Source organism: Leucobacter tardus, assembly GCF_017583045.1.
GTDB lineage: Bacteria > Actinomycetota > Actinomycetes > Actinomycetales > Microbacteriaceae > Leucobacter > Leucobacter tardus.
This window is the reverse complement of the sequence record NZ_JAGFBF010000002.1, coordinates 56,382-81,012: the sequence shown is the minus strand read 5'-3', so window position 1 is coordinate 81,012 and position 24,631 is coordinate 56,382. Positions and strand designations below refer to the sequence as shown.

General features: G+C 69.1%; 18 protein-coding genes, 1 tRNA gene and 1 pseudogene. 9 read left to right on the top strand and 11 right to left on the bottom strand.

Annotated elements, in window-relative coordinates:
* Window positions 1-3: 3 nt before the first annotated feature.
* The 3 genes from mfd to J4H85_RS04970 all read right to left on the bottom strand — a co-directional run bounded on the left by mfd (window position 4) and on the right by J4H85_RS04970 (window position 5,082).
* Window positions 4-3,675: a transcription-repair coupling factor gene (gene mfd, locus J4H85_RS04980; RefSeq protein WP_208237492.1), complete on the bottom strand. Its 3,672-nt coding sequence runs from the start codon at window positions 3,673-3,675 to the stop codon at window positions 4-6.
* A complete protein-coding gene (pth, locus tag J4H85_RS04975) occupies window positions 3,672-4,262 on the bottom strand; it encodes an aminoacyl-tRNA hydrolase (protein WP_307863428.1) in 591 nt (196 codons plus the stop codon). The genes mfd and pth overlap by 4 nt, the downstream gene beginning before the upstream one ends.
* Window positions 4,263-4,464: 202 nt before the next feature.
* The gene (locus J4H85_RS04970) at window positions 4,465-5,082 is read right to left on the bottom strand and encodes a 50S ribosomal protein L25/general stress protein Ctc (protein WP_208237490.1); all 618 of its coding nucleotides are present in this window, start codon (window positions 5,080-5,082) and stop codon (window positions 4,465-4,467) included.
* Window positions 5,083-5,360: 278 nt separating this feature from the next.
* Between J4H85_RS04970 and gnd the strand changes: the two genes are divergently transcribed.
* A complete protein-coding gene (gene gnd, locus J4H85_RS04965; RefSeq protein WP_208237487.1) occupies window positions 5,361-6,809 on the top strand; it encodes an NADP-dependent phosphogluconate dehydrogenase in 1,449 nt (482 codons plus the stop codon).
* 222 nt (window positions 6,810-7,031) lie between these two features.
* Here gnd and J4H85_RS04960 read toward each other — a convergent pair whose 3' ends face one another.
* From J4H85_RS04960 to J4H85_RS04950, 3 genes are all read right to left on the bottom strand, one after another.
* Window positions 7,032-8,009, bottom strand: coding sequence for a ribose-phosphate diphosphokinase (locus J4H85_RS04960; protein ID WP_208237485.1), 978 nt, complete (start codon window positions 8,007-8,009; stop codon window positions 7,032-7,034).
* Between the two features lie 4 nt (window positions 8,010-8,013).
* Window positions 8,014-9,453 carry a bifunctional UDP-N-acetylglucosamine diphosphorylase/glucosamine-1-phosphate N-acetyltransferase GlmU gene (gene glmU / locus J4H85_RS04955; RefSeq protein ID WP_208237483.1) on the bottom strand — a complete coding sequence of 480 codons (1,440 nt, stop codon included), beginning with the start codon at window positions 9,451-9,453 and terminating at the stop codon, window positions 8,014-8,016.
* Between the two features lie 60 nt (window positions 9,454-9,513).
* A tRNA-Gln gene (locus J4H85_RS04950) sits at window positions 9,514-9,585 on the bottom strand.
* Window positions 9,586-9,717: 132 nt separating this feature from the next.
* Between J4H85_RS04950 and J4H85_RS04945 the strand changes: the two genes are divergently transcribed.
* Entirely contained in the window at window positions 9,718-10,314 is a 597-nt protein-coding gene (locus J4H85_RS04945) for a MarR family winged helix-turn-helix transcriptional regulator (protein WP_208237481.1), read from the top strand.
* 418 nt (window positions 10,315-10,732) lie between these two features.
* On the opposite strand, the pseudogene J4H85_RS04940 reads toward J4H85_RS04945, so the two are convergent.
* From J4H85_RS04940 to J4H85_RS04930, 3 genes and pseudogenes are all read right to left on the bottom strand, one after another.
* Window positions 10,733-12,421 (bottom strand): annotated as a pseudogene (locus J4H85_RS04940) (amidase); the annotation flags it as partial.
* 50 nt (window positions 12,422-12,471) lie between these two features.
* The gene (locus J4H85_RS04935) at window positions 12,472-13,119 is read right to left on the bottom strand and encodes a response regulator (RefSeq protein ID WP_208237477.1); all 648 of its coding nucleotides are present in this window, start codon (window positions 13,117-13,119) and stop codon (window positions 12,472-12,474) included.
* Window positions 13,116-14,471, bottom strand: a complete 1,356-nt coding sequence (locus J4H85_RS04930) for a sensor histidine kinase (protein ID WP_208237475.1) — start codon at window positions 14,469-14,471, stop codon at window positions 13,116-13,118. Before J4H85_RS04930 ends, J4H85_RS04935 begins: the two co-directional genes overlap by 4 nt.
* 82 nt (window positions 14,472-14,553) lie before the next feature.
* Between J4H85_RS04930 and J4H85_RS04925 the strand changes: the two genes are divergently transcribed.
* A complete protein-coding gene (locus J4H85_RS04925; RefSeq protein ID WP_208237472.1) occupies window positions 14,554-16,113 on the top strand; it encodes a peptide MFS transporter in 1,560 nt (519 codons plus the stop codon).
* On the opposite strand, the gene J4H85_RS04920 is transcribed toward J4H85_RS04925, so the two are convergent.
* Together J4H85_RS04920 and J4H85_RS04915 are read right to left on the bottom strand one after the other, a co-directional pair.
* Window positions 16,085-16,945 carry an ABC transporter permease gene (locus J4H85_RS04920; RefSeq protein ID WP_208237470.1) on the bottom strand — a complete coding sequence of 287 codons (861 nt, stop codon included), beginning with the start codon at window positions 16,943-16,945 and terminating at the stop codon, window positions 16,085-16,087. The two genes, J4H85_RS04925 and J4H85_RS04920, sit on opposite strands and share 29 nt — an antisense overlap.
* The gene (locus tag J4H85_RS04915; protein ID WP_208237468.1) at window positions 16,942-17,835 is read right to left on the bottom strand and encodes an ABC transporter ATP-binding protein; all 894 of its coding nucleotides are present in this window, start codon (window positions 17,833-17,835) and stop codon (window positions 16,942-16,944) included. Before J4H85_RS04915 ends, J4H85_RS04920 begins: the two co-directional genes overlap by 4 nt.
* Before the next feature lie 111 nt (window positions 17,836-17,946).
* Here J4H85_RS04915 and J4H85_RS04910 point away from each other — a divergent pair, with 111 nt between their 5' ends.
* The 6 genes from J4H85_RS04910 (at window position 17,947) to J4H85_RS04885 (ending at window position 24,580) form a co-directional block, all read left to right on the top strand.
* Window positions 17,947-18,642, top strand: coding sequence for a FadR/GntR family transcriptional regulator (locus tag J4H85_RS04910; protein ID WP_243893468.1), 696 nt, complete (start codon window positions 17,947-17,949; stop codon window positions 18,640-18,642).
* A gap of 160 nt (window positions 18,643-18,802) precedes the next feature.
* On the top strand, window positions 18,803-20,125 hold the full coding sequence (locus J4H85_RS04905) for an MFS transporter (protein WP_208237466.1): 1,323 nt from the start codon (window positions 18,803-18,805) through the stop codon (window positions 20,123-20,125).
* Between the two features lie 49 nt (window positions 20,126-20,174).
* A complete protein-coding gene (locus tag J4H85_RS04900) occupies window positions 20,175-21,428 on the top strand; it encodes an alpha-hydroxy acid oxidase (protein WP_208237464.1) in 1,254 nt (417 codons plus the stop codon).
* Between the two features lie 155 nt (window positions 21,429-21,583).
* The gene (locus tag J4H85_RS04895; protein WP_208237462.1) at window positions 21,584-21,766 is read left to right on the top strand and encodes a hypothetical protein; all 183 of its coding nucleotides are present in this window, start codon (window positions 21,584-21,586) and stop codon (window positions 21,764-21,766) included.
* Between the two features lie 81 nt (window positions 21,767-21,847).
* The gene (locus tag J4H85_RS04890) at window positions 21,848-23,632 is read left to right on the top strand and encodes a thiamine pyrophosphate-requiring protein (RefSeq protein WP_208237460.1); all 1,785 of its coding nucleotides are present in this window, start codon (window positions 21,848-21,850) and stop codon (window positions 23,630-23,632) included.
* Window positions 23,633-23,686: 54 nt separating this feature from the next.
* The gene (locus J4H85_RS04885; RefSeq protein WP_208237458.1) at window positions 23,687-24,580 is read left to right on the top strand and encodes an SDR family oxidoreductase; all 894 of its coding nucleotides are present in this window, start codon (window positions 23,687-23,689) and stop codon (window positions 24,578-24,580) included.
* The last annotated feature ends 51 nt before the right edge of the window (window positions 24,581-24,631 follow it).

Below are 24,631 nucleotides of genomic sequence, written 5' to 3'. Positions count from 1 at the left end.
GTGTCACGACGACGCCGGGGCCTCCTCCGCGAGCAGCAGTGTGAGCACGCGACTCGCCCATCCCACGATGTCTCCGTCGGCCGCAGTGTCGGCGCCGCGGCCGGCTGCGACACCGGCGAGGGGACTGCGCGATCCAGCACTCGACTCGACCGCGGTCGGGAGCGGCACCTGCAGCGCCTTCGTGGTCTCGGTGTACCGCGCCCCGGGGTACATGCGATTCATGCGCATCTTGCGTGAGCCCGCCAGTTCCACCGGCTCCATGCGCAGCGCTGGACCCGCCGCGACCATCTTCGAGAGACCGAGTCGCGATGCCTGCCGCCTGAGCATCGACACGGCGGCCAGCTGGCGTACCTCGGCCGGGGGCTCGCCGTAGCGGTCGGTGAGCTCTTCGAGCACGAGATCGACGTGATCGTCTGGTGCTTGCGGATGCGCCGCCGCCGAGAACTTCTGGTACGCCTCGAGACGGAGTCGCTCGCTCTCCACGTAGTCCTCGGGAATGTGGGCATCGACCGGCAGCTCGAGCACGAGCTCGGTGGTGCCCGGCGTCTCCTCGCCCTTGAACGTGCTCACGGCTTCACCGATCATGCGCAGATACAGGTCGAAACCGACGCCAGCGATGTGTCCGGACTGCTCGCCCCCGAGCAGGTTGCCCGCGCCGCGCAGCTCGAGATCTTTGAGGGCGACCTGCATGCCCGACCCGAGCTCGTTGTTCGTCGCCAGCGTCTCGAGACGTTCGTGCGCCGTCTCGGTGAGCGGCCGGTCGGGGTCGTAGAGGAAGTAGGCGTACGCACGCTCGCGGCTGCGCCCGACGCGCCCGCGGAGCTGGTGCAGCTGGCTCAGACCGTACTTATCGGCGTTGTCGATGATGATGGTGTTCGCGTTCGCGATATCGAGACCGGTTTCGACGATCGTGGTCGAGACGAGCACGTCGTACTTCCGCTCCCAGAAGTCGAGCACGACGCGCTCGAGCTGCGACTCCGACAGCTTGCCGTGCGCGACCGCGATGCGCGCATCTGGCACCAGTTCGGCGAGCTGCGCGGCGACCCGGTTGATCGACGAGACGCGGTTGTGCACGAAGAAGACCTGCCCCTCGCGCAGCATCTCACGACGGATCGCCGCCGCCATCTGCTTGTCGCTGCGCGCACCCACGAACGTCAGGATCGGATGCCGGTCCTCGGGCGGGGTCGCCAGCGTCGACATCTCGCGGATGCCCGTCACCGCCATCTCGAGCGTGCGCGGGATCGGGGTCGCGCTCATCGCGAGGATGTCGACACCCGTCTTGAGCTTCTTCAGCGCGTCCTTGTGCTCGACGCCGAACCGCTGCTCCTCGTCCACGATGAGCAGGCCGAGGTCGCGGTAGACGATGCTGTCCGCGAGCAGACGGTGCGTGCCGATGACGACGTCCACGGTGCCCGCGGCGAGCCCCTCGAAGGTGTCGCGCGACTCGGCATCGGTCTGGAAGCGGCTGAGTGCCCGGATACGGACCGGGAAGCCGGCGAACCGGTTCTGGAACGTCTCGATGTGCTGATTCACGAGCAGGGTGGTCGGCACGAGTATCGCGACCTGTTTGCCGTCCTGCACGGCCTTGAATGCGGCGCGCACGGCGACCTCGGTCTTGCCGAAGCCCACGTCCCCCGCGAGCAGACGGTCCATGGGAAGGGGGCGCTCCATGTCGCGCTTCACCTCGTCGATGGTCGTCAGCTGGTCGACGGTCTCGGCGTAGGGGAAGGCCTCCTCCAGCTCGTGCTGCCACGGCGTATCGGTCGAGAACGCGTGCCCCTTCGAGGCCATGCGCGCCGAGTAGAGCTTGACGAGCTCCACGGCGATGTCGCGAACCGCCTTGCGGGCCTTCTTCTTCGCCGCGGCCCAGTCGCCGCCGCCCATCTTCGAGAGCGCCGGCGCCTCGCCGCCCACGTAGCGGGAGAGCTGGTCCAGCTGATCGGTCGGCACGTAGAGCTTGTCCTTCGGCATCCCCCGCTTCGACGAGGCGTACTCGAGCACCAGGTACTCGCGCAGCGATTTCGTCGCGTTCTTGCCGATACCGTTGGGGACCATCCGCTGCGTCAGCTCGACGAACTGGCCGATGCCGTGCGTCTCATGGACGACGTAATCGCCGGGAGTCAGTTTGAGCGGATCGACGACGTTCTTGCCGCGGCGCTTCGCGAGCTTCTGCCCGGTCTGCGCCTGACTCGACACGGTGCGGCCGAAGAACTCGGCCTCGGTCGTGAAGATCACTCGGGCCTCGGTGCTCTCGAAGCCCGTCCACGCCGTACCCCTGACCAGGAAGACGACCCCCGTCTCCGGGTCGTCCGGCAGTTCATCGACCATACGCGCCGCGACGCCCGCCTCGGCGAGCAGGTCTCGTGCCCGTTCCACGTATCCGCTGCCCTGCGCTGAGACGACCGCGGCCCACCCGGCGTCCGCGCGCTCGCGCAGCAACGACACCGCCGCCTGCGTAGCGTCGGTTCCCGGCCGCTTCGTGACGGGTGTCCCGCTCACCGTCAGCTCGGTGCGGAGCAGACGCGCATTGCCGATGCCGTCGTCGGCGCCGGTGTCGAGCGCTTCGGGCGACTCTGGATCTTCATCGTGCACGAAGCTCGAGACGCTCCACCAGGGCCCATCAGCGGCCCGGCGCAGCTCCTCCATCGTCAACATCCCGCTGTCGTCCGTCGGCACGGGCGCGTCCGCGCCAGCCGTCGCCGCGTGCCATGCGGCCTCCAAGAACTCGCGATTCGTCTCGGCGAGACTCACGGCACGACTCGCCACCTTCTCGGGGGACGCCACCACGATCGCTCCGCCCGCGGGCAGCAGACCGGTCAGCGGCGTCAGACCGGGCACGAGCTGCGGCAGCAAGCTCTCCATTCCCTCGACGGCGATGCCCTCGCTCATGCGCTCCAGCAGTCCGCTCAGCGCGGGGAACCGGGGCAGCAGGTCCGCGGCGCGGGCGCGCACATCGTCGGTGAGGAGCAGCTCGCGAGCGGGCCAGAGCTCGACGCAGGGCAGCGGATCGCCGGCACTGCGCTGATCAGCGACGCCGAAGCGGCGCACCTGATCCACCTCGTCGCCGAAGAAGTCGACACGGATCGCCTGATCCGACGTCGGCGGAAAGACGTCGAGGATCCCACCGCGGACCGCGAACTCACCGCGTCGCGTCACCATGTCGACGCGCGTGTACGCGAGCTCCACGAGGCGTCGCGCGATGCTGTCGAGGCCGACCGAGTCTTCACCCGCGGTGAGCACGACCGGCTCGGCCGCCGACGCGTGCGGGGACACCGGCTGCAACGCCGCGCGCACCGAGGCCACCATCACGAGCGGACGGGACCCGTCGTGCTCGCGCAGCAGACGCAGGGCCGCCGAGCGGCGCCCCACGGTCTCGGCGCTCGGGCTGAGCCGCTCGTGCGGCAGGGTCTCCCAGGCCGAGAACTCGGTGGTCTCCGCCTCGGGCAGGACCGACCCGATCGCCTCGCGCAGCGCGTCGGCCTCCCGGCTCGTCGCTGCGATGACGAGCAGCGGACCGGTGTGTCCCTGCTCGCGTCGCCGGCGCACGAGTCCGGCGACGAGCGGTGCGCGCATCCCTTCCGTCACCGCGAACTCGGTGTCGCGATCCGCTGCGTCCAAGGCGCGAGCGAACGAATCGGAGCGTTCGAGGATGCGGTCGAGACCCGCCAGACTCATTTCGCCTGCTTTCCGTGGAAGCGCTGCTGCGCCGCAGTGAGACCGTCGTTGGCCAGGGCCTCCGCCGCATCGGCCGCATCTTCGAGCAGCACGCCGAGCGGCTCGCGCTCCACCGAAGCGAACGGCTTCAGCACGAAATCGGCAGCGCTCTGCTGGCCGGGTGGGCGACCGATCCCGATGCGCACACGCGAGAACTCGGGGGTATCGAGCGCACGAGCGATGTCGCGGATGCCGTTGTGTCCGCCGTGGCCGCCGCCCCGCTTCAACCGCAGCGCATCGAACGGCAGGTCGAGTTCGTCGTGCAGCACGATGAGGCGCTCGGGATCGATGTCGAAGTAGCGCACGAGCGACGACACCGGTCCGCCCGAGGTGTTCATGAAACTGTTCGGTTTGGCGAGGATGAACTTCGGGCCGCCGGGAGCGACACGCCCCTCGGCGACGCGGGCATTGGTCCGGTGGGATGAGAAGCGCGCGCCGATGCGGTCGGCGAGCACGTCGAGTGCCATCTGACCGACGTTGTGCCGGGTCGCCTCGTAGCGGGCACCCGGGTTCCCGAGCCCGACGACGAGCCACGCATCGCTGCTCACGACATCTCCCTCAGTTCTGCGCTCGTCGGCGCTCCTCCGGTCTTCATTCGCCGCGTTCCGGCGGTCGAAGAGCCGATCCATCCAACCCCGCAACATCTTCTCACCCACCTCTGACATGCCCCGTCATCGCCCGGTCAACGTCAAAGCCCGTCGGAGCGGCCGAACGACCACCCCGACGGGCCCGACAGTGAGCGACGAACGCTTACTCGGAGTCCGACTCCTCGGAAGTGCTCTCCGCCTCCTCGGCGGCGGCACCCTCTTCGTCCTCCTCCGCGACCGCGGCGCGGGGCACCACGATGTGGACGACGAGCTGCTCGGGATCGTCGATGAGCTCGGCGCCCTTCGGCAGCTCGATCTGGCCGGCCAGCACCTGGGTGCCCTCTTCGAAGCCCTCGACCGAGGTCTCGAGCGCATCGGGGATCGACGTCGCCGGAACGCTGAGCGTCAGACCGGTGAGCTCCTGCAGCGCGTTGGTGCCGGCGAACGGCTCGCCGGTCACGTGCACGGGAACCTCGACCTCGACCTTTTCGCCGCGGCGCACGACCACGAGGTCGACGTGCTCGATGATCTGGCGCACCGGATCCTTCTGCACGTCCTTCACCAGCACCAGGTGCTTCTTGCCATCGACCGCGAGGTCGATCAGCGCGTTGGCGTGACGGACGATCAGACCGAGTGCGTGGGTGTTGACCGACACGTGAAGCGGGTCGGTGCCGTGGCCGTAGACGACCGCAGGGGTCTGACCCGCGGCGCGGAGCTTGCGCGCCGCTCCCTTGCCGAAGCTCTCGCGGACCGCGCCGTCGAGATCGTACTGCTCGCTCATCGTGGTTCTCCTTCTTGCGGGCTCGCGCCCATCGGGGCGGCACTGCCGCCCGGTTCGATGTTGATTCGCACTCTCGCGGCAGCGATGCTCGCTCGGAGCAGCCCGTCCCGCGTCGATTACGGATGCTCGCGCATCCCTCGCCGAAGTACAGCGGCCCAGTCTACACGATCCCGCCGGGGAGAGTGACCCCGCGCGCAGCAACCCAGTAGGGTGAATAGGGAGCGCGCTCACGCGCGCCCGACCAGCGCACCCGGTTACCTCGGAATGGAACGACAGACATGACATCACCGCCCGAAGCAAACATCGGAGTCGTCGGCCTGGCCGTCATGGGCGCCAACCTCGCACGAAACCTCGCGAGCCGCGAGGGCAACCGCGTCGCAGTGGTCAACCGCTCCCCCGAGCGCACGCGCACCCTCGTCGACGCCCACCCCGAGGCGAACTTCGTCCCGGCCGAGTCGATGGCGGAGTTCGCGGCCAGCCTCACCCGGCCCCGCACCGCGATCATCATGGTCCAGGCGGGGTCGGCGACCGACGCCGTGATCCAGGAGCTCGCCGCGGTGTTCGAACCCGGCGACATCATCATCGACGGCGGCAACGCCCAGTTCACCGATACGATCCGCCGTGAGCACGAGATGCGTCAGCGCGGACTGCACTTCGTCGGCGCCGGCATCTCCGGCGGAGAAGAGGGGGCGCTCAACGGCCCCAGCATCATGCCGGGCGGCTCCGATGAGGCCTACGCCACCGTCGGCCCCATCTTCGAGTCCATCGCGGCCCGCGCCGACGACGGCGAACCGTGCGTCACCCATGTCGGAAGCGATGGCTCCGGTCACTTCGTGAAGATGGTGCACAACGGCATCGAGTACGCCGACATGCAGCTCATCGCGGAGAGCTACGATCTGCTCCGCCGCGTCGGCGGCCTCGAGCCGGCGGAGATCGCCGACGTGTTCGCCGAGTGGAACACCGGTGAGCTCGACAGCTACCTCATCGAGATCACCGGCGAGGTGCTCAAGCAGATCGATACGCGCACCGGCCGCCCGTTCGTCGACGTCGTCCTCGACCAGGCTGGCCAGAAGGGCACGGGCACGTGGACGGTGCAGTCCGCACTCACGCTCGGCACGCCCATCAGCGGGATCGCCGAGGCCGTCTTCGCCCGCGGTCTCTCCTCGCATCCGGAGCAGCGACTCTCCGGCGCCCGCCTTGCGGGCCCGAGCACGTCCGTCGAGCTCGAGGATCGCGACGCGTTCGTCGAGGACGTGCGGCAAGCGCTGTACGCGTCGAAGATCGTCGCGTACTCGCAGGGCTTCGATGTGATCCGCACCGCTGCGCGCCAGTACGGGTGGCGGATCGATCCTTCGGCGATCGCGAAGATCTGGCGGGCCGGCTGCATCATTCAGGCGCGGTTCCTCGGTCGCATCGCCGATGCCTACCGGGCCGATGCCGACCTCGTCGCGCTGGTGACGGCGCCGTTCTTCGCCGACGCGACTGGCCGCGCCCAGGACTCGTGGCGCCGCGTCGTGTCGACGGCGGCACTCGCGGGCGTGCCCGCCCCGGGCTTCGGGTCGTCGCTCGCCTACTACGACGGCCTGCGCGCCACACGCCTGCCCGCCGCCCTCATCCAGGGTCAGCGCGACTACTTCGGCGCGCACACCTACCGCAGGGTCGACGGCCCCGGCGTGTTCCACACCGAGTGGTCGGGCGACCGCTCGGAGACGCAGATCTCCGAGTAGCGCCGGACGCACGAACGGGGCGGTCCCACCTCACGGTGGGGCCGCCCCGTTTCGTCGTGGTGGCACCCGGCGCTGCTGATCGCTTCAGTGCGGGGTTTTGTGCGTTCATCGGCGGAATACGGCACAGAACCCCGCACAGAACCGGGGGCGGGAGCCGCGCGGGAGCCGGAGCGGCGCCGGCGCGGGAGCCGGAGCGGCGCCGACGCGGGAGCCGAGCCTCGCCTACGCGGCGCCCTCGAACATCGAGGTCACCGAGCCGTCCTCGAACACCTCGTGGATCGCCTGGGCGAGCAACGGCGCGATCGACAGCACGGTGAGCTTGTCGAACCGCTTCTCGTCGGTGAGCGGCAGCGTGTCGGTGACGACCACCTGATCGATGAACTCGGCAGACAGGCGTTCCTTCGCCGGGCCCGAGAAGATCGCGTGGGTGCACGCGATCGTGACGCCGCGCGCCCCGTTCGCCTTGAGCGCCTCGGCGGCCTTCGCGATCGTGCCGCCGGTGTCGATCATGTCGTCGACGAGCAGGCACCAGCGATCTTTCACGTCGCCGACGATCTCGTGCACCGAGACCTCGTTGGCGACCTTCGGGTCACGACGCTTGTGGATGATCGCGAGGGGGGCATCGAGCTTGTCGCTCCACATATCGGCGACGCGCACCCGGCCCATGTCGGGCGAGACGATGGTGAGATCGTCTCGATTGAGCGTCTTGCGGAAGTGCGACATCAGCACCGGCATGGCGAACAGGTGGTCGACCGGGCCGTCGAAGAAGCCCTGGATCTGTGCGGCGTGCAGGTCGATCGTCATGATGCGGTTCGCGCCGGCCGCTTTGAAGAGGTCGGCTACGAGACGGGCCGAGATGGGCTCGCGCCCACGGCCTTTCTTGTCTTGACGGGAGTACGGGTAGAACGGGGCCACGACGGTGATCCGCTTGGCCGAGGCGCGCTTCAGCGCGTCGACCATGATGAGCTGCTCCATGAGCCACTCGTTGATGGGGTGGGTGTGCGACTGGATCACGAAGGCGTCCGCACCGCGGACGCTCTCCCCGAACCTCGCGTACAGCTCGCCGTTGGCGAACGTGCGCGAGTCGGTCGGCACGAGCTCCGCGCCGAGTTCTCCTGCGACGTGCTCTGCGAGCTCCGGGTATGCCCGGCCAGAGATGAGGACCAGCTTCTTCTGCCCGGCCATCTCGATAGCGCTCATGCTGTTATTTCTCTCCCGTGTTGTGCTGTGAACGGTCGGCCGCTTCAGCGGTGGTCGTCCCCGGTCGGTTCTCGGCCACCCAGCCCTCGATGTTGCGCTGCGGCGCGACATTCATGGCGAGTGAGCCGGAGGGAACGTTCTTGCGCACGACCGTGCCGGCGGCGGTGTAAACGCCGTCCGCGATCGCGACGGGGGCGATGAGCACGTTGTCCGAGCCGATGCGCACGGCGTCGCCGACCTCGGTACGGTGCTTCTGCACGCCGTCGTAGTTCGCGACGATGGTGCCGGCGCCGATGTTCGTGCCCGTGCCGATCGTGGCGTCGCCCACGTAGCTGAGGTGGGGAATCTTGCTGCCGTCGCCGATCACGCTGTTCTTGGTCTCGACGAACGCGCCGATCTTGCCCGCGGCACCGAGCTCGGTGCCCGGTCGCAGGTAGGCGAACGGGCCGACGTCTGCTCCGGCGCCGATGACGACCAGGGTGGCTTCGCTGCGCCGCACGTGCGCTCCCGGACCGACTTCGCAGTCGACGAGCGTGGTGTCGGGGCCGACGGTGGCACCGGTCGCGATACTCGTCGCGCCGCGCAGATGCGTGCCCGGCAGGATCGTGACGTCCGGCTCGATCGCGACATCGGCGTCGATCCAGGTCGAGTGCGGATCCTGCACCGTGACGCCCGCTCGCTGGTGCGCCAGCACGACGCGGCGGTTGAGTTCGCGGCCCGCCTCGGAGAGTTGGGCGCGGTCGTTGACCCCGGCGATGAGCCACGGGTCGTCGGTCGCCACGGCCTCGACGGCGCCTCCCACGGAGAGGATCCGGGCTGCGGCGTCGGTGAGGTACTTCTCGCCCTGCGCGTTCTCGGTGGTGATCTCGGCGAGTGCCTGCTCGAGGGCGCGACGCGCGAAGACGTAGACGCCTCCGTTGATCTCGGTCACACGGCGCTCGGCGTCCGAGGCGTCCTTCTCTTCGACGATGCCCGTCACCGCTCCGGACGCGTCGCGCAGGATGCGTCCGAGGCCCGTGGGGTTGTCGAAGATCGCGGAGAGCATGGTCATGGCGCGGCCGCCCTCGGTGTGGCCGCGCACGAGCCGCTCGAGCATCGACGTCTCGATGAGGGGGACGTCGCCCGAGAGCACGACCACGGTTCCGTCGAAGTCGGCCGGCAGCGCGGCGACGGCCTGCTCCACGGCGCGGCCGGTTCCGGGAACATCGTCTTGATCGACGATCACGGTGTCGGGGGCGTGGTCGAGGATCGCGTCGGAGACGCGGGCGCGCTCGTGCCTGACGACCGCCACGATCGAACGGGGGTCGAGGCCGGCTGCGGCGTCGAGCACGTGCGCGATCAGCGAGCGCCCGCCGATGGGGTGCAGCACCTTCGGTGTCGAGGACTTCATGCGGGTGCCCTGGCCTGCGGCCAGGATGACGACCGCGAGCGACCGTTCTGCCATGTGGTGTGGTCCTTCCTTCGGATACCCGAGCCGCTGGCTCCGCGGTCACTCGGACCGCCGCTCCGCCCCTAGGACTCGAACCTAGACCTTACAGCTCCAAAGGCTGCCGTGCTGCCATTACACTAAGGCGGATCGTCCCTCGCGGGCACCTGTACAGTTTGCCAGATTCGGCCTGGGTCTGCTGACCGGCCGCTGTGCCGTCCGTACGGCCGTCCACCGGCGGTTTCTCGGGCTTTTCGGCGTCCGAGACGACATAATGACGCTATGAAGCAGCCTGATGAGGTCGACCAGATTCTCTCCGAGTGGGGCGCCGTGCGACCGGATCTCGATCTCGCGCCGCTGGCGGTCTTCTCGCGGATCACGCGCATCACGAAGCACCTGAACCGAGCCAGGGCGCAGGCGTTCGAGCGGTCGGGGCTCGCCTCGTGGGAGTTCGATGTGCTCGCAGCCCTGCGCCGCGGCGGGCACCCGTTCCGACAGAGCCCGAAGCGTCTGGTGCAGCAGACGATGGTCTCGAGCGGCACGATGACGAATCGCATCGACCGCATGGTGCAGCGCGAACTCGTCAGGCGCTTGACCGACCCGAACGACGGCCGCGGAGTGCTCGTCGAGATGACGACCCGCGGTCAGACGCTCGTCGACGCAGCGATGACCCGGTTGAGCGATGCCGAGGATCTGCTGCTCGGCGGCGTGCCCCGCGCCGAACGCGATCGCCTCGCCACGCTGCTGCGCCGCCTGTCGCTCAGCGTCGAGCACTTCGGTCCACTCGCGGCGGGAGCAGACCCCGACGAGCCGGCGCCGGTCGATGGCGCTCCGGCGCCGGCACCCGAGCCGGACAGCGCGAACCCCGAACGACCGTAACCGGCCGCCCTCCAGCAGGGTCCCCGGCCTACAGCTCGACGTACGCTCCGACGGCCGGGACGCCGTGCTCGGCCCCGCCGGCGACCGCGACGACCAGTGCCCGCGAGGCGCGCGGGTTGGTGCCGGGTCCGCTGCGGTGCACGGTTCCCGGCAGCACCGCAGTGGCCGACCAGTGTCCGTCGATCGCGGTCGCGGCGACCGGGACCCCGTTGACGGTGACGCGGAGCGACCCGGCGTCGGCGCCGCGAAGCTCACCGGCGATCACGAGCAGCGTCGCCCCGTCGACGTAGTCCTTCGGATCGAGTGCGGCTTCGAGCGAGAGCTCGGGCGTCGCGATCGGCTCGGCCGCGCCATTGTCAGCCGTACGTTCATCGACATCGGCTTCGACGGCGCGCGATTCGGAGAGGACCCCCCGCACCCGGTCGCCGGGCAATTCCGGGGCGAACGCGGGCCGCGGGCGCAACGATCCGGTTCCGCCGTGCTCGAAGGCGTACCCGTACGCGAGCAGCGCCGGGTCGGAGTACGCCGCTCCCGCGAAGGTGAGACCGACGGGCATCGCGATGTCGGCCATCTGCCCCATGGGCACGGTGACGGTCGGAATGCCGAGGTGACGGAGCGCGTAGTTGCCGTTGGAGAAGAAGACGCCATTCGACCACGCCTGGTCGGCGGCCTCCGGGTCGATGTCGCTGTTCTCGGCCGCGACGTCCGCGTTGGCCGGGAACACCACGGCGTCGAGTCCGCGCTCCACGAGCCACTCCTCGAAGAGCGACTCGCGCAGCCGCACGAGCGCCCGCAGTCCCTCGGCGAAGTCGGGTCGGTCACGCGGGTCGGGGATCCCGGCCTCGGCGAGCGCCACCGTGGCTCGGTAGCGGTTCTCGTAGTCCTCGACCTCTTCGTAGCGGTCGGGGAGCGCCCCTTCGGGGGTCGGGAAGATCTGGTCGGCGTCGACCGTCGCGAGCGACGGCACGGACGGGTCTCCGTTCGCGAGCAGGAAGTCGTTCCACCCGTACGCGAGAAAATGGTTGAACTCGGTGTCCATCCATCCGTCGGGGAGCACGCCGAGGCTGCCGACGTTCTCGCCGCCGGGGTGATCGCCTTCGTACTGCTCGATGAGCGGGAAGTCGACCTCGACGACCTCGGCGCCGAGCGCCTCGAGTCGCGTCCTGGCCGCTTCCCACAGCACCGTCACGGAGGGTCGTACCGAGATCGGGAACGCCCGATCCAGCCCGAGGTACATCTTCGGCACGCCGATGCGCTTGCCGCGGAGCGCCTCGGGATCCTGCGCGGACAGGTAGGTGCCGGGTCGATGCGCGCTCGGCAGGGGCAGCTCGACGACGCTCTGATTGCGCCAGAAATCACCGCGGGTCACGGGGTCGTCCTGCACGAGGACGTCGAGGACGCGGAGCATGTCCGGCATCGACCGCGTCTGCGGCACGACGACGTCGCGCGCGGGGAACAGCGGCCAGTTGCCGCGGATCGACAGCACGCCCCACGACGGCGTGTAGGCGCAGAGGCCGTTGTTCGACGCGGGGCTGCGCCCGGAGGAGACCGTCTCCTCTCCCATGCCGAAGACCGCGAGGTTCGCCGCTGTCGAGACACCGGAGCCGTTCGATGAGCCAGAGGCGTACGCCGCGGCGAGGAACTGCGGGTTGTAGGGGCTTTCGGCGCGACCGTAGACGCCGCGCTGCATGCCGCCGTCGGCCATCGGGGGCATGTTGGTCTTGCCGATGAGCACCGCCCCTGCGTCGCGGAGCTTCTCGACGGAGAACGCGTCCCACTGCGCGATGAGCTTCGCGAAGGCGGGCGACCCCGATGCGACCGTCAGCCCCTCGACCATGTACGAATCCTTGACCGTGAACGGCACCCCCTCGAGCGGCCGGACCGACCCCTCGCGACGACGACGATCGGATTCCGCGGCCTCGCTGAGCACGGCGGGATTGAGGACGGGAATCGCGTTGAGCCGGATGCCCTCGCGGTCGAACGCCCCGATCCTCGACAGATACCGCGCGGTCAGTTCGACGCTCGTGATGCGGCCGGACGCCAGCGCTTCGAGGATCTGTTCGATGCTCGCCTCGAGCAGGGTGAACGGCGTCGGCGTGGCGGTCATGAAAGTCCTCGTCTCTCTCGCGCGAGTCGCGTGCGTCACCACTGTAGCGCTCAGGGCTGGCGGGGAAGGATGCCGAGTTCGAGGGCGCGCGTCACCGCACGGGTGCGGTCGCGCACCGCCAGCTTCTCGAAGGCGTGCAGCAGGTGGGTCTTCACGGTGGACTCGCCGATGCACAGCAGTCGGGCAATGCCTGGATTGCTGTGCCCCGCAGCGACGAGGTCGAGAATCTCGACCTCTCGCGACGTGAGACGGGGGATCGGCTCGGCGTTCATCGCGCGACCGGCACCGCTCGCCCGCGCCACCAGCTGCGCGGCGATCTCTGGGGCGAGAACCGTGTGGCCGCCGGCGACCGCGTTGACGCCGGCGAGCAGTTCCGCCGCGGGCGCCGCCTTCAGCAGGTATCCGCTCGCGCCCGCCTCGATGGCGGCGAGGATCTGGTCGTCGTCCTCGTAGGTGGTGAACACGAGCACCCGCGCCTCGGATGCGGCCACGATCTCCCGGGTCGCGGCGACGCCGCCGATGCCCGGCATGCGCAGGTCCATCAAGACCACGGCGGGTCGGTGTGCTGCGGCGAGCGCGACCGCCGCTTCCCCGCTGGCGGCCTCGGCGACGACGTCGAACCCGTCGGTGTCGGCGAACAGGCCGACGATTCCCGCTCGCACGATCGGGTGGTCGTCGGCGATCAGCAGTCGGATCATACGGGGTCAGGCTCCTCGGCTCGGTGCGGCGGGTCGTTCCGCGGTGGTTCGGTGGCGGGCCGCTCCGCCGACGTGACCGGAAGTCGGAGTTCGAGCCGCGCTCCGCCGCGCGGTCCTGGCCCGAAGCTGAGATCACCGCGCACGTGCCTGGCGCGATCGCGAAGCCCGGTGATGCCGTAGCCGCCGCCCGCTCGGTCGTGCGCCGCGCGCTCCCCCGGTCCCGCACCGTTGTCGTCGACGGTGAGCACCGCGATCCGGGTCGGCGCGGACCGCGGTCCGAGGGACTCCCCCAGTCGCAGGGTGACCCTCGCCTCGGTAGCGCGTGCGTGCGTGCGGACGTTCGCGAGGCCCTCCTGCGCCGCACGGAGCAGCACGACCTGCTGCTCGCGTCCGCACTCGATCGGTGCGACGGCGCAGTCGACGGCGATCCCGGTCTCCGCGCGCATGCGGGCGACGAGCCGCTCGATGGCCTGCTCCAGACCGCCGTCCGCGAGCGGATGCGCGGTGGCGACGAGCGCCCGCGTCTCTCCGACGGCGGTGCGCGCGGCGGACGTCACCTGGGCCATGCGTTCGCGTGCCGCGTCGAGGTCCGAGACGTCCAGTGCGCGTTCGGCGCGCTCGCTCAGCATCACGAGACCGGTGAGCGTCTGAGTGAGGGTGTCGTGCAGTTCACGCGAGAGGCGCTCGCGCTCGGCAGCGGCACCTGCCGCTTCCGACAGCGCCGAGACTTCGCCCTGCGCCTGTCGCAACTGGTCGGCGACGAGCCGGAATCGCTCGCCCTGCTCGAAGACCCGGGTGATCCAGGTTCCCATCACCACGGCGAACACGAACGAGCTCACCATGGTGAGCAGGGCGGTGAACACGGCTCCGGACGCACCGCCGAGTGCGAGCCCCGCGTACATGGTGGTTCCGATGGAGATCGCGGTCGCCCCGGACCACGCGACCGCTTCCCGGTATCGCACCGCCACGGTCCACACGATGGGGTAGACGAGCGCCTGCAGAATCGCGTTCATCGGAGCGAGGAACACGGCCAGGGCGAGCACGGCGATCAGCAGGACGAGGAAGAGCGCCCCGAGCGGTCCGAGCGGCGCATCCTCCTTGCCGCGCCTGAGTGCGCGTCGACCGATCAGCGCATAGAGGAGCACGAGCAGCGCCAGCGGCGCGAGCACGAGCGCGATGCGCGCGGACTCCGATGCGATTCCGAGCGCCGAAGTGACTCCCGGCGCTCCGTCGAGCACGACGACCACGGACTGGAACAGCACGATCGTGACGACCCCGGCGTCCCACCACCGCAATGAACTCGGCCGAGCGGCACGGCCGCTCATCCGGGTGTCGTCGGCCGCTCCGCTCATGGTCTCACTCTCTCACGCGCAGGTCGGATCGGTCCGGTGCGTGGGATGATGGTTCGCGCACACGGCGGAAGGATGATCGAGCATGCAGGATCGCGCTTCCGCACCAGCGGAGCCGCCGGAGCGAGGAGCGGACGCAGCGTTCGCGACCGGCACGGTGGCGATCGTCGCCGGCGACCCCGAGGCCCGCGGCCGTCGGACGGCGCAACCGACCGGCTTCTGGAACCTCGCGCTCGTCGAGATGTGGGAGCGTTTCAGCTACTACGGACTGCAGGCGGTACTCGCCTACTACCTCATCTTCCCGGTCGTCGATGGCGGTCTGGCCCTCGACCCGACCGTGGCGGTGAGTATCGTCGGCGCCTACGGCGGCTGCCTCTACCTGGCGCAGCTGCTCGGTGCGTGGCTCGCCGATCGCGTGGCTCCGGCGCGGCATCTCGTGCTGACGGGCGCCATCGTCATCACCTGCGGTCATCTCGCGCTCGCGCTGCTGCCAGGCACGCCGGGGGTCGCCGCAGGCCTCAGTTGCATCGCCGTCGGCACCGGTCTCCTGAAGACGAACATCACGTCCATCATCGGTGTGCTGTTCGGGGGGTGGCCACGGGGCGCCCGCGACGCCGGATTCTCGTACTTCTACCTCTCGATCAATCTCGGAGCGATCTTCGGGCCCCTGGCGACCGGGTGGCTGCAGTCGAGCGCGGGGTTCCACTGGGCGTTCGGCGCCGCAGCGGTCGGCATGTCGATCGCCCTCGTGCAGTACGTGGTGCGCATGCGCGCGCTGCCGCCGGAGACGGCGGTCGTGCCGAACCCGATCCGCCGAGCCGGGCTCATCGCCGCCGTCGGTTGGGGTGCCATCGGCGCCCTGGTGCTCGGCGTCCTGATCGCGTTCGGGGTCGTCCGGGCACACAATCTGAGCACGGTCGTCGGGATCGTGATCGCTGCTGCGGCCGCCGCCTACTTCACGGTGATGCTCCGCTCGCGCCACCTGGAGCGGGCCGAGCGGATGCGCGTGCGCGGATACCTGCCGATGTGGCTTGCCGAGACGCTGTACTACGGGTTCTACCTGCAACTCTTCACCACCGTGCCGCTCATCGTCTCGACCCGCGTCGACCTCGATCTCGGCGGTTGGACCTTTCCGGAGGGTTGGTTCGCGGTGATCGGAACCGTGGCGCTGGTGCTCGTGATCCCGCTCGTGGCCGGAACGTGGAAGGAGCGCTGGATCGGACGGCTCCCGCCGATCCAGAAGTTCGCGATCGGGTTCGGCGGCATCGGACTCGCGTACCTGCTGCTCATCAGCATCGTGTTCGTTCCCGGGCGGAACGTCTCGCCGTGGCTCATGGTGATCGCGCTCGTCATCGCGGGCGTCTCCGAGGTGTTCGTGGGCCCCATCGGGTTCTCCGTGGTGACGCGGATCGCGCCCGAGCGCTTCGCCACGCAGCTCGTCGCGTTGAAGATCCTCACGCTCGGCGCCGGGTCCACCCTCTCGGCGATGTTCGCGACGCTGTACACCCGGTTGCCCGAGCAGGTGTTCTTCCCGGTCATCGGCGGCGGCGCCGTGCTCGCGGGTGCAGTGCTGCTGCTGGCCGCTCGCCCCCTGCATCGCGTACTCGGGACCGGTCTCACGAGCGACGCACCCAGCGGAAGGTGAGCAGCGAGATCACGAGCGCGACCAGGAGCCACCCGATGAGGTTCGCCGCGACGAGCCAGAGATCCCAGTCGCCACCGGTTTCCGCACCGGCGAAGTGCTCGGGCAGGAAGACGCTGCGCATGCCCTGCCCCAACCACTTCAACGGGAACAGCGATGCGATGTTCTGCAGCCACTCGGGGAGCATGCTGAACTGCAGGTAGACGCCCGAGATGAACTGCAGGACGAGGACGATCGGGAGCACGACGGCGGTGGCGCTGCGTGAGGACCGGGGCGCGGCGGACAGGGCGATGCCGATCAGCGTCATCGTCACGATGCCGAGCGAGAAGAGCCAGGCGAAGCGCATCCAGCGTTCGGGATCATCGGGCAAGTCGATGCCGAACACGACGACGGCGAAGACGAGCAGCAGCGCGAGCTGCGCGAGCGAGGTGACGAGCACCAGCCCGGCTTTGCCGATGAAGTAGCTGACGGGCGACATCGGGGACCCGCCGAGACGTCTCAGCCACCCCTCGCTCTTCTCGCGCGCGATGTCGACGGCGAGGTTCTGCACCCCGGTGAGCAGCAGTCCGGCAGCGACCATGCCGGGCAAGTAGTACGCCGCCATGGAGATGCCCCCGGTGCCGTCTGGACGTGCGCCGACGTCGCCCGACGACTCGAAGGCCACCCCGAAGATGCCGAGCAGCAGCACCGGGAACAGGAACGTGAAGAAGACCGTGTCCGGGGTGCGGAAGTAGGCGCGGAGCTCGTGCCCGACCGCGTCGACGCCGACGCGGAGAACACCGGGCGTGCGCCCGTCGGTCGCTGCGAGAGATGAGCGATGCGATGCGATGGTCATGATGGGACTCCCTGTCGGCCCGGCGCATCCGCACCGATGAGGTCGAGATAGATGTCTTCGAGATTGGGGCGCCGGATCTCGAGTTCCGGTGGTTCCTGCGCTCCCCATTCGCGCTGCAGCCGAGCGACCAGGTGCCCTGGCGCGTCGGTGCGTTCGATCCGCTGCCGCCCATTCGCGTCGCGCCAGCGCACCTCGGGGATCCGGGCCTCCGGCCCGCCCAGGCTCTCGGGCGGCGCTTCGGCGACGATCGCACCGGCGGACAGCACCCCGACCCGGTCGGCGAGGTGGGCCGCCTCATCGAGATAGTGCGTGGTGAGCAGGATCGAGGTGCCCTCCTCGGTCAGCGTGCGGAGCATGCTCCAGAACTGGCGTCGGGCATCGGGGTCGAACCCGGTCGTGGGTTCGTCGAGGAACAGGAGGTCCGGGCGTCCGACGATCCCGAGCGCGACATCGAGTCGCCGCTGCTGCCCGCCGGACATCTTCGTCGCGCGCACGCCCGCGCGCTCGGTGAGTCCGACGAGGTGGAGCACCTTGTCGACCGGTCGCGGGTTCGGATACACGCGGTGGAACCGCGCCACCAGCTCGCGGGCCGTGAACGGACCGAGGTCGCCGGTCTGCTGCGCCACGATACCGATGCGCCCGCGCCACGATCGCGGCGCCGAGAGCGGGGTGCGACCGAGCACCGACACCTCGCCGGCGCTCGGTCGCCTGAGCCCCTCCAGGATCTCGATCGCGGTGCTCTTCCCGGCACCGTTCGGACCGAGGAGCGCGTACGTCTCCCCCGGCGCGATGTCGAGGTCGATGCCATCCAGCACGACACGATCCCCGTAGCGCTTCTGCAACCCGCGCACCCGAATAGCGGAGGTCGACTCCGTGTCTCTCGTCTCCATGATTCCAGCATCGTCGTCCAGAGCTCGGTGCGGCAGCGGTGAGGAGGTGGATTTCCGCATCCACCGGTCGGTGGATGCGGGTTTTCGCACCCGCGCCTGGGATAATCGCCGATGATGAAGGCGCACGAGACGGTGATGAGCTGGGTGACCGAGGAGCTCAGGAGCGGCCGCCTGCGCATCGGCGATCATCTGCCTGGCGAGCGCGCCCTCGCAGAGACGCTCGAGGTCTCCAGAGGTTCGCTGCGCGAAGCACTCCGGGTGCTCGAGGCGCTGGGCACGATCCGCACGTCGACGGGTTCCGGCCCCCGGTCCGGCACGGTCATCACGGCAGCACCGGAGCAGGCCCTCACCCTGGCGCTCAATCTGCAGCTCGCCACGAGTCATGTGCAGCACGCCGATGTGTACGAGGTACGTCTGCTCCTCGAGACCTGGGCGGCGTCGCACGCCGACCACGTCGGCGGCGACTGGAGCGACGCCGAGCGGACGCTCGCGCTCATGGACGACGCGGGCCCCGCCGTCGACGAGTTCTTGAAGCTCGACGCGGAGTTCCACATCGCGCTGTCACGTTCGGCGGGAAACCCCCTCATCAGCACGTTGATGGATGCGCTGCGCACCTCCATCGCCGATCACACCCTTACTCGCGCCCGCTCGCTCCCCGACTGGGAGCGCACCGCGGAGCGGCTCCGCGCCGAGCATCGCGCCATCTTCGTCAGCTTCCGCGAGGGCGACGCCGCACGCGCCACCGAGCTGCTCCGCGCGCACATCCGCGGGTACTACGAGGAGACGGCCGCCGCGCTCGAGTCCTGAGCGATCCGACTGCACGACATCGAGCATGAGTTGACGGATCGAACGGCGTCGACGTACACTCCTTGTGGTTTGACCACATGGTTCGACCACACAATCCTCGTTTCGCGCATTCCGCCGCTTCCGGCCGTTCACCGATGAACCTGTCTCAAAGGAGAGAACCGTGACCACCACCGCACCCCCAGACAGCGCACAACCCACCGAGAAGCTCAACTATCGGGTACTCCTCGGCAGCCTCAGCGGCAGCGTGATCGAGTGGTTCGACTTCCTCGTCTACGGCACCGTCGCAGCGCTCGTCTTCAACAAGCTCTACTTCCCGAGCGACAGCGAATTCATCTCGACCATGCTCGCCTTCGTCTCGTTCTCGCTCACGTTCTTCTTCCGCCCGCTCGGGGGCGTCATCTTCTCGCACATCGGCGACCGCATCGGGCGCAAGAAGACGCTCTTCATCACGCTGACACTCATGGGCGGCGGCACCGTCGCGATCGGTCTCCTCCCCGATTACGCGGCGATCGGCATCGCCGCGCCGATCCTGCTCATCTGCTTCCGCATCCTCCAAGGCCTCGGCATCGGCGGCGAGTGGGGCGGCGCCCTGCTGCTCGCCTACGAGTACGCGCCGAAGCACCGCCGCGGGCTCTACGGTGCCGTGCCGCAGATGGGAATCAGCCTGGGCATGCTCCTCGCCGCGGGTGTCGTCGCGCTCCTCACTCAACTGCCCGACGGTCAGTTCATGACCTGGGGGTGGCGCATTCCGTTCGTCGCCAGCATCGTGCTCGTCTTCATCGGACTCTGGATTCGCAACGGCCTCGACGAGACCCCCGAGTTCCGGCGCGTCCGCGAGACCGGCGCGCGACTGAAGCTGCCGATCAAGGAGGTCGTCACGAAGCACTGGGGCGCCGTGCTCGTCTCGATCGGAGCGAAGGCGGCGGAGACCGGCCCCTTCTACATCTTCGGCACCTACGTCGTGGCGTACGCGACCGGGATCCTCGGAGCCCGCGACAACGTCGTGCTGCTGGCCATCGCGGCGGCGGCACTGGTCGCCACCATCTGGATGCCGATCTTCGGCAGCATCTCCGACCGAGTGTCGCGCGCCCTGCTCTACCGCTGGTCGGCGATCACCACCATCGTGCTCATCGTGCCCTACTACCTGATCCTCAACACCGGTGAGACCTGGGCGCTGTTCGTCGCCACCATCATCGGCTTCGGGTTCCTGTGGGGCAGTGTGAACGCGATCCTCGGCACGCTCATCGCCGAGAACTTCGCACCCGAGGTCCGCTACACCGGCGCCTCGCTCGGGTACCAGCTCGGCGCCGCGATCTTCGGCGGCACCGCACCACTGATCGGCGCCTGGCTTCTCGAGATCAGCGGCGGGCAGTGGTGGCCGATCGCGGTGTACGTTGGCGTGTGTGCGGGCATCTCGATCGTCGCGTCCTGCTTCATCTCGCGCGTCGCTCACACCGAGACCGTCGAGGCCGCAGCGGTCTGACCGCGTGCGATCCTCCCCTCCCCGCTCCAGCATCGAAAGGACCCATCCCATGCAGCGTCAGCTCCCGAAGCCCGCAGAACTCCTCGAGCTCATGCAGTTCAAGAAGCCGCAGCTCGACGGGAAGAAGCGTCGGCTCGACGCGGCGCTCACCATCGCAGACCTGCGGAAGATCGCGAAGCGCCGCACCCCCGCCGCCGCCTTCGACTACACCGACGGCGCCGCCGAGGGCGAAGTCTCGATCCATCGCGCCAGGCAGGCATTCGCGGACATCGAGTTCCACCCCGACGTGCTGCGGCCGGCCGACCGGGTCGATACGACGACCCGGATTCTCGGCGGCGCCTCAGCGCTGCCGTTCGGCATCGCACCGACCGGGTTCACGCGACTCATGCAGTCCGAGGGCGAGATCGCCGGCGCCGGAGCGGCGGGTGCCGCCGGCATTCCGTTCACCCTGTCGACGCTCGGGACGACCTCGATCGAGGACGTGCGAGCGACGAACCCCGACGGACGCAACTGGTTCCAGCTGTACATCATGCGGGATCGCGACATCTCCTACGGCCTCGTCGAGCGGGCGGCGCAGGCCGGGTTCGACACCCTCATGTTCACGGTCGACACCCCGATCGCCGGTGCGCGTCTGCGCGACAAGCGCAACGGGTTCTCGATTCCGCCGCAGCTGTCGGTCGGCACCATCCTCAACGCGATCCCGAGACCGTGGTGGTGGGTCGACTTCCTCACCACGCCGAAGCTCGAGTTCGCGTCGCTGTCCTCCACCGGTGGCACCGTCGGTGAACTCTTGAACTCGGCGATGGACCCGACCATCTCATACGAGGATCTCAAGATCATCCGAGAGATGTGGCCGGGCAAGCTCGTCGTGAAGGGCGTGCAGAACCTTCCGGACGCCGTGCGCCTCATCGACGACGGCGTCGACGGCATCGTCCTCTCGAACCACGGCGGCCGCCAACTGGACCGGGCCCCCGTGCCCTTCCACCTGCTGCCGCAGGTGGTGCGCGAGGTCGGGCGAGACGCCACCGTCATGGTCGACACGGGCATCATGAACGGCGCGGACATCGTGGCCTCCGTCGCGCTCGGCGCGCAGTTCAGCCTCATCGGGCGCGCGTACCTCTACGGACTCATGGCGGGTGGTCGCGCGGGCGTCGACCACACGATCGAGATCCTGCGCACCGAGATCGAGCGGACCATGACGCTCCTCGGGGTGGCCTCCCTCGAAGAGCTCGAGCCCCGTCACGTCACGCAGTTGCGACGCCTCACGCCGGTCGCCGGACACGACGCGCACGAGTTCGCCTGATCCGGATCGACCAGCCGTGAGCGGCAGGCATTCTCCTCTGGGCGAACGCGTGCCACTCACGGTGTCCTCCCCGCATGCCCACCGGTACGCTCAGGGATACGCGGATCACGACCGGACGAATCGGGTCGCGACCGCATCGACCACGGAGGTGCGACATGAGCAACGACTCGAACACGACGCCGGAGGGCGTTCCCGAGGAGGCCAGGGACGATCAGGCCGAGCGCCCGGGCACGACCGAGGACCAGCAGAACGACGGCGCCGTGCAGAGCGACGACGAACTCGCGGACGAGTGGGGCGAGGAATCCTTCCCGAGCAGCGATCCTCCCGCGCACTACTGAGCAGACGCGGCAGTCAATCAGTCGGCGTGGTGTGACGCAAGGGCCTCGTCCTCGCGGTCATCAGTTGCGACGATGAGGGGCATGCAGCAGACCACGTCAGACCTCATCGTCGCACGACTGACTGACTGGGGCGTGCAGCGCCTCTACGGCTACCCGGGTGACGGGAACAACCCCCTGCTGGGAGCGCTGCAGCGCGCCCAGCAGGGCCCCCGCTTCGTCCAGGCGAAGCACGAGGAGAGCGCGGCCTTCATGGCGGTGGGTGAAGCGAAGTTCACCGGGAGCGTCGGCGTCGTGACATCGACCCAGGGCCCCGGAGCGGTGCACCTTCTCACCGCACTCTACGACGCGAAGCTCGACAGCGCGCCGGTCGTGGCGCTCGTTGCGCAGCAGCACACGAGCGTGCTCGGTTCGGACTACCAGCAGGAGATCGACCTGCCGAACCTGTTCCACGACGTGGCCTCGCCCTTCGTGCAGCAGGTCTCCGCGCCCGAGCAGTTGCCGATGGTGCTCGATCGCGCTTTCCGCTCGGCGCTCGCGAACCGTCAACCGGCGGTCATCATCCTGCCGCATGACGTGCAGCAGGCGCCCGCTCCCGATCTCGGGCAGGCGCACGGCGAGGTCGTCACCGCCCCCCGCTGGACGACGGGGCACGTCCGGCCGCGAGACGAGGATCTCGACGCCGCGGTACAGGTCATCGAATCCGGCGCCCGCATTGCGATTCTCGCCGGCCGGGGCATGCGGCACGCCTGGAACGAGGTGATCGCGCTCGCCGAGCACCTCGGAGCCGGTGTCACCACGAGCCTGCTCGGCAAGCCGTACGTGGATGAGACCCATCCGCTGGTCGCCGGCACCATGGGCCATCTCGGCACCTCGGCTTCGGCCCGTGTGCTGCAGGAGTGCGACACGCTCATCATCATCGGGTCCAACGATCCGTGGACCGAGTTCTACCCGGCCCCGGAGCAGGCGAGGGCGGTGCAGATCGACATCGATCCCGCCATCATCGCGAACCGATACCCGGTCGAGACGGGTCTCATCGGCGAGAGCGGGCCGACGGTCGATGCGCTGATCGCACGACTGGTGGAGCGGGGCCGCACTCCGTGGCGCACGGAGGTCGAGCGGCACGTCGAGAACTGGCGGGAGATCGCCCGGTTGCGCGCCGAGGTTGCCGCGGACCCCCTGAACCCCGAGCTTGTCGTCCGCCGCTTCGGCGAGCGCCTCACCCCCGACAGCCGGATGGCGATCGACGTGGGCAGCTCGGTCTACCATTACGTACGTCAGATGCGGCTGCCGCGCGGCGTGCCCGCGCACCTCTCGAGCACGCTCGCGAGCATGGGCTGCGGCGTGCCGTTCGGCGTCAGCGCGAAGGAGTCCGCGCCGGATCGACCGGTCGCGGTCGTCGCCGGCGACGGTGCGATGCAGATGCTCGGGATCAGCGATCTCATCACGGTCGCCGAACGCTGGACGGGCTGGAGCGACCCGCGGTTCATCGTGCTCGTCTTGCACAACCTCGATCTGGCCGAGGTGAGCTGGGAGCAGCGCGAGATGGAGTCGCAGCCGCGCTTCGCCGCATCGCAGGACCTGCCGCGATTCGACTTCGCCGGGTACGCGGAGCTGCTCGGACTGCGCGGCATCCGCGTCGACGACCCGGGCTCGCTCGATGCGGCGCTCGATCAGGCTTTCGCCGCCGACCGGCCGGTGGTCATCGAGGCCCGCACGGACCGCGAAGTTCCGCTGATTCCACCGTTCCCCCACGGGCGCGAGCAGGTCGACGCGATGCGCGCGACGTTGCAGACCGAAGGCGCAGCGGGAACGCGCGCGCTCGCACTGCTCGATGTCTACGCTCAGATCGAAGAGGATCACCAGTGAGCAACATCTGACCGACGCACTCGTCCGAAATCACACGCACGCAGGAGGAATCACATGACCGATCAGCTGACGTTCCAGAACCCCGTGACGCGCTTTCCGAGCGTCACCCCGCCGAAGCAGCATCAGCCGGAGCCGGGACTCGACCGCGACCTCGAACCGCAGACCGACCGCGGCCAGCACTCCTACCGCGGTACCGGTCGCCTCGAGGGGCGCAAAGCACTGATCACCGGTGCGGACTCGGGCATCGGTGCCGCCGTCGCCATCGCGTTCGCCCGTGAGGGTGCCGACGTCGCGCTCTCGTACCTCCCCGACGAAGAACCTGACGCGCAGGAGATCAAGTCGATCATCGAAGCGTCCGGGCGCCGCGCGTTCCTGTTCCCTGGCGACCTCTCCGACAGCGCGTTCTGCACGCAGCTCGTCGCCGATGCCGTTGCGGCGCTCGGCGGACTCGACGCTCTGGTGAACAACGCCGGCAGGCAGATCGCCGTCGAGCGCTTCGAGGATCTCTCCGAGGACCAGTGGGCGCACACGTTCGAGACGAACATTCACGCGATCTACCGCGTCAGCCACGCGGCGGTGCCGCATATGCCTGCCGGTTCCACGATCGTGAACTCGACGTCGATCCAGGCGTACCAGCCCTCCCCGCATCTGCTCGACTACGCGTCGACGAAGGCGGCCATCAACAACTTCACCAAGGGCCTCGGTCAGGCGCTCGCCCAGCAGGGCATCCGGGTGAACGGGGTCGCGCCCGGACCCATCTGGACCCCGCTCCAGGTGTCGGATGGCCAGCCGAAGGACGCGTTGCCTGAATTCGGCAAGGACACCCCGCTCGGGCGCGCCGGACAGCCGACCGAACTCGCACCGGCGTACGTGTTCCTGACGTCCCCCGAGTCGAGCTACGTCATCGGCGAGACCCTGAACGTGAACGGCGGCACGCCCTCCCCGTGATCGCGGGCACGCATGGGCGGGGCCGGGACGCACTGCGCGTCCCGGCCCCGC

Bases quoted from the DNA above. Each gene is read 5' to 3' on its own strand.
- J4H85_RS04890 (WP_208237460.1), top strand. From the start codon at position 21,848: ATGCAGCAGACCACGTCAGACCTCATCGTCGCACGACTGACTGACTGG.
- J4H85_RS04920 (WP_208237470.1), bottom strand. From the start codon at position 16,945: ATGACCATCGCATCGCATCGCTCATCTCTCGCAGCGACCGACGGGCGC.
- gnd (WP_208237487.1), top strand. From the start codon at position 5,361: ATGACATCACCGCCCGAAGCAAACATCGGAGTCGTCGGCCTGGCCGTC.
- J4H85_RS04935 (WP_208237477.1), bottom strand. From the start codon at position 13,119: ATGATCCGACTGCTGATCGCCGACGACCACCCGATCGTGCGAGCGGGA.
- J4H85_RS04925 (WP_208237472.1), top strand. From the start codon at position 14,554: ATGCAGGATCGCGCTTCCGCACCAGCGGAGCCGCCGGAGCGAGGAGCG.
- J4H85_RS04930 (WP_208237475.1), bottom strand. From the start codon at position 14,471: ATGAGCGGAGCGGCCGACGACACCCGGATGAGCGGCCGTGCCGCTCGG.
- J4H85_RS04915 (WP_208237468.1), bottom strand. From the start codon at position 17,835: ATGGAGACGAGAGACACGGAGTCGACCTCCGCTATTCGGGTGCGCGGG.
- J4H85_RS04895 (WP_208237462.1), top strand. From the start codon at position 21,584: ATGAGCAACGACTCGAACACGACGCCGGAGGGCGTTCCCGAGGAGGCC.
- J4H85_RS04910 (WP_243893468.1), top strand. From the start codon at position 17,947: ATGATGAAGGCGCACGAGACGGTGATGAGCTGGGTGACCGAGGAGCTC.
- J4H85_RS04945 (WP_208237481.1), top strand. From the start codon at position 9,718: ATGAAGCAGCCTGATGAGGTCGACCAGATTCTCTCCGAGTGGGGCGCC.
- J4H85_RS04900 (WP_208237464.1), top strand. From the start codon at position 20,175: ATGCAGCGTCAGCTCCCGAAGCCCGCAGAACTCCTCGAGCTCATGCAG.
- glmU (WP_208237483.1), bottom strand. From the start codon at position 9,453: ATGGCAGAACGGTCGCTCGCGGTCGTCATCCTGGCCGCAGGCCAGGGC.
- mfd (WP_208237492.1), bottom strand. From the start codon at position 3,675: ATGAGTCTGGCGGGTCTCGACCGCATCCTCGAACGCTCCGATTCGTTC.
- J4H85_RS04960 (WP_208237485.1), bottom strand. From the start codon at position 8,009: ATGAGCGCTATCGAGATGGCCGGGCAGAAGAAGCTGGTCCTCATCTCT.
- J4H85_RS04970 (WP_208237490.1), bottom strand. From the start codon at position 5,082: ATGAGCGAGCAGTACGATCTCGACGGCGCGGTCCGCGAGAGCTTCGGC.
- J4H85_RS04885 (WP_208237458.1), top strand. From the start codon at position 23,687: ATGACCGATCAGCTGACGTTCCAGAACCCCGTGACGCGCTTTCCGAGC.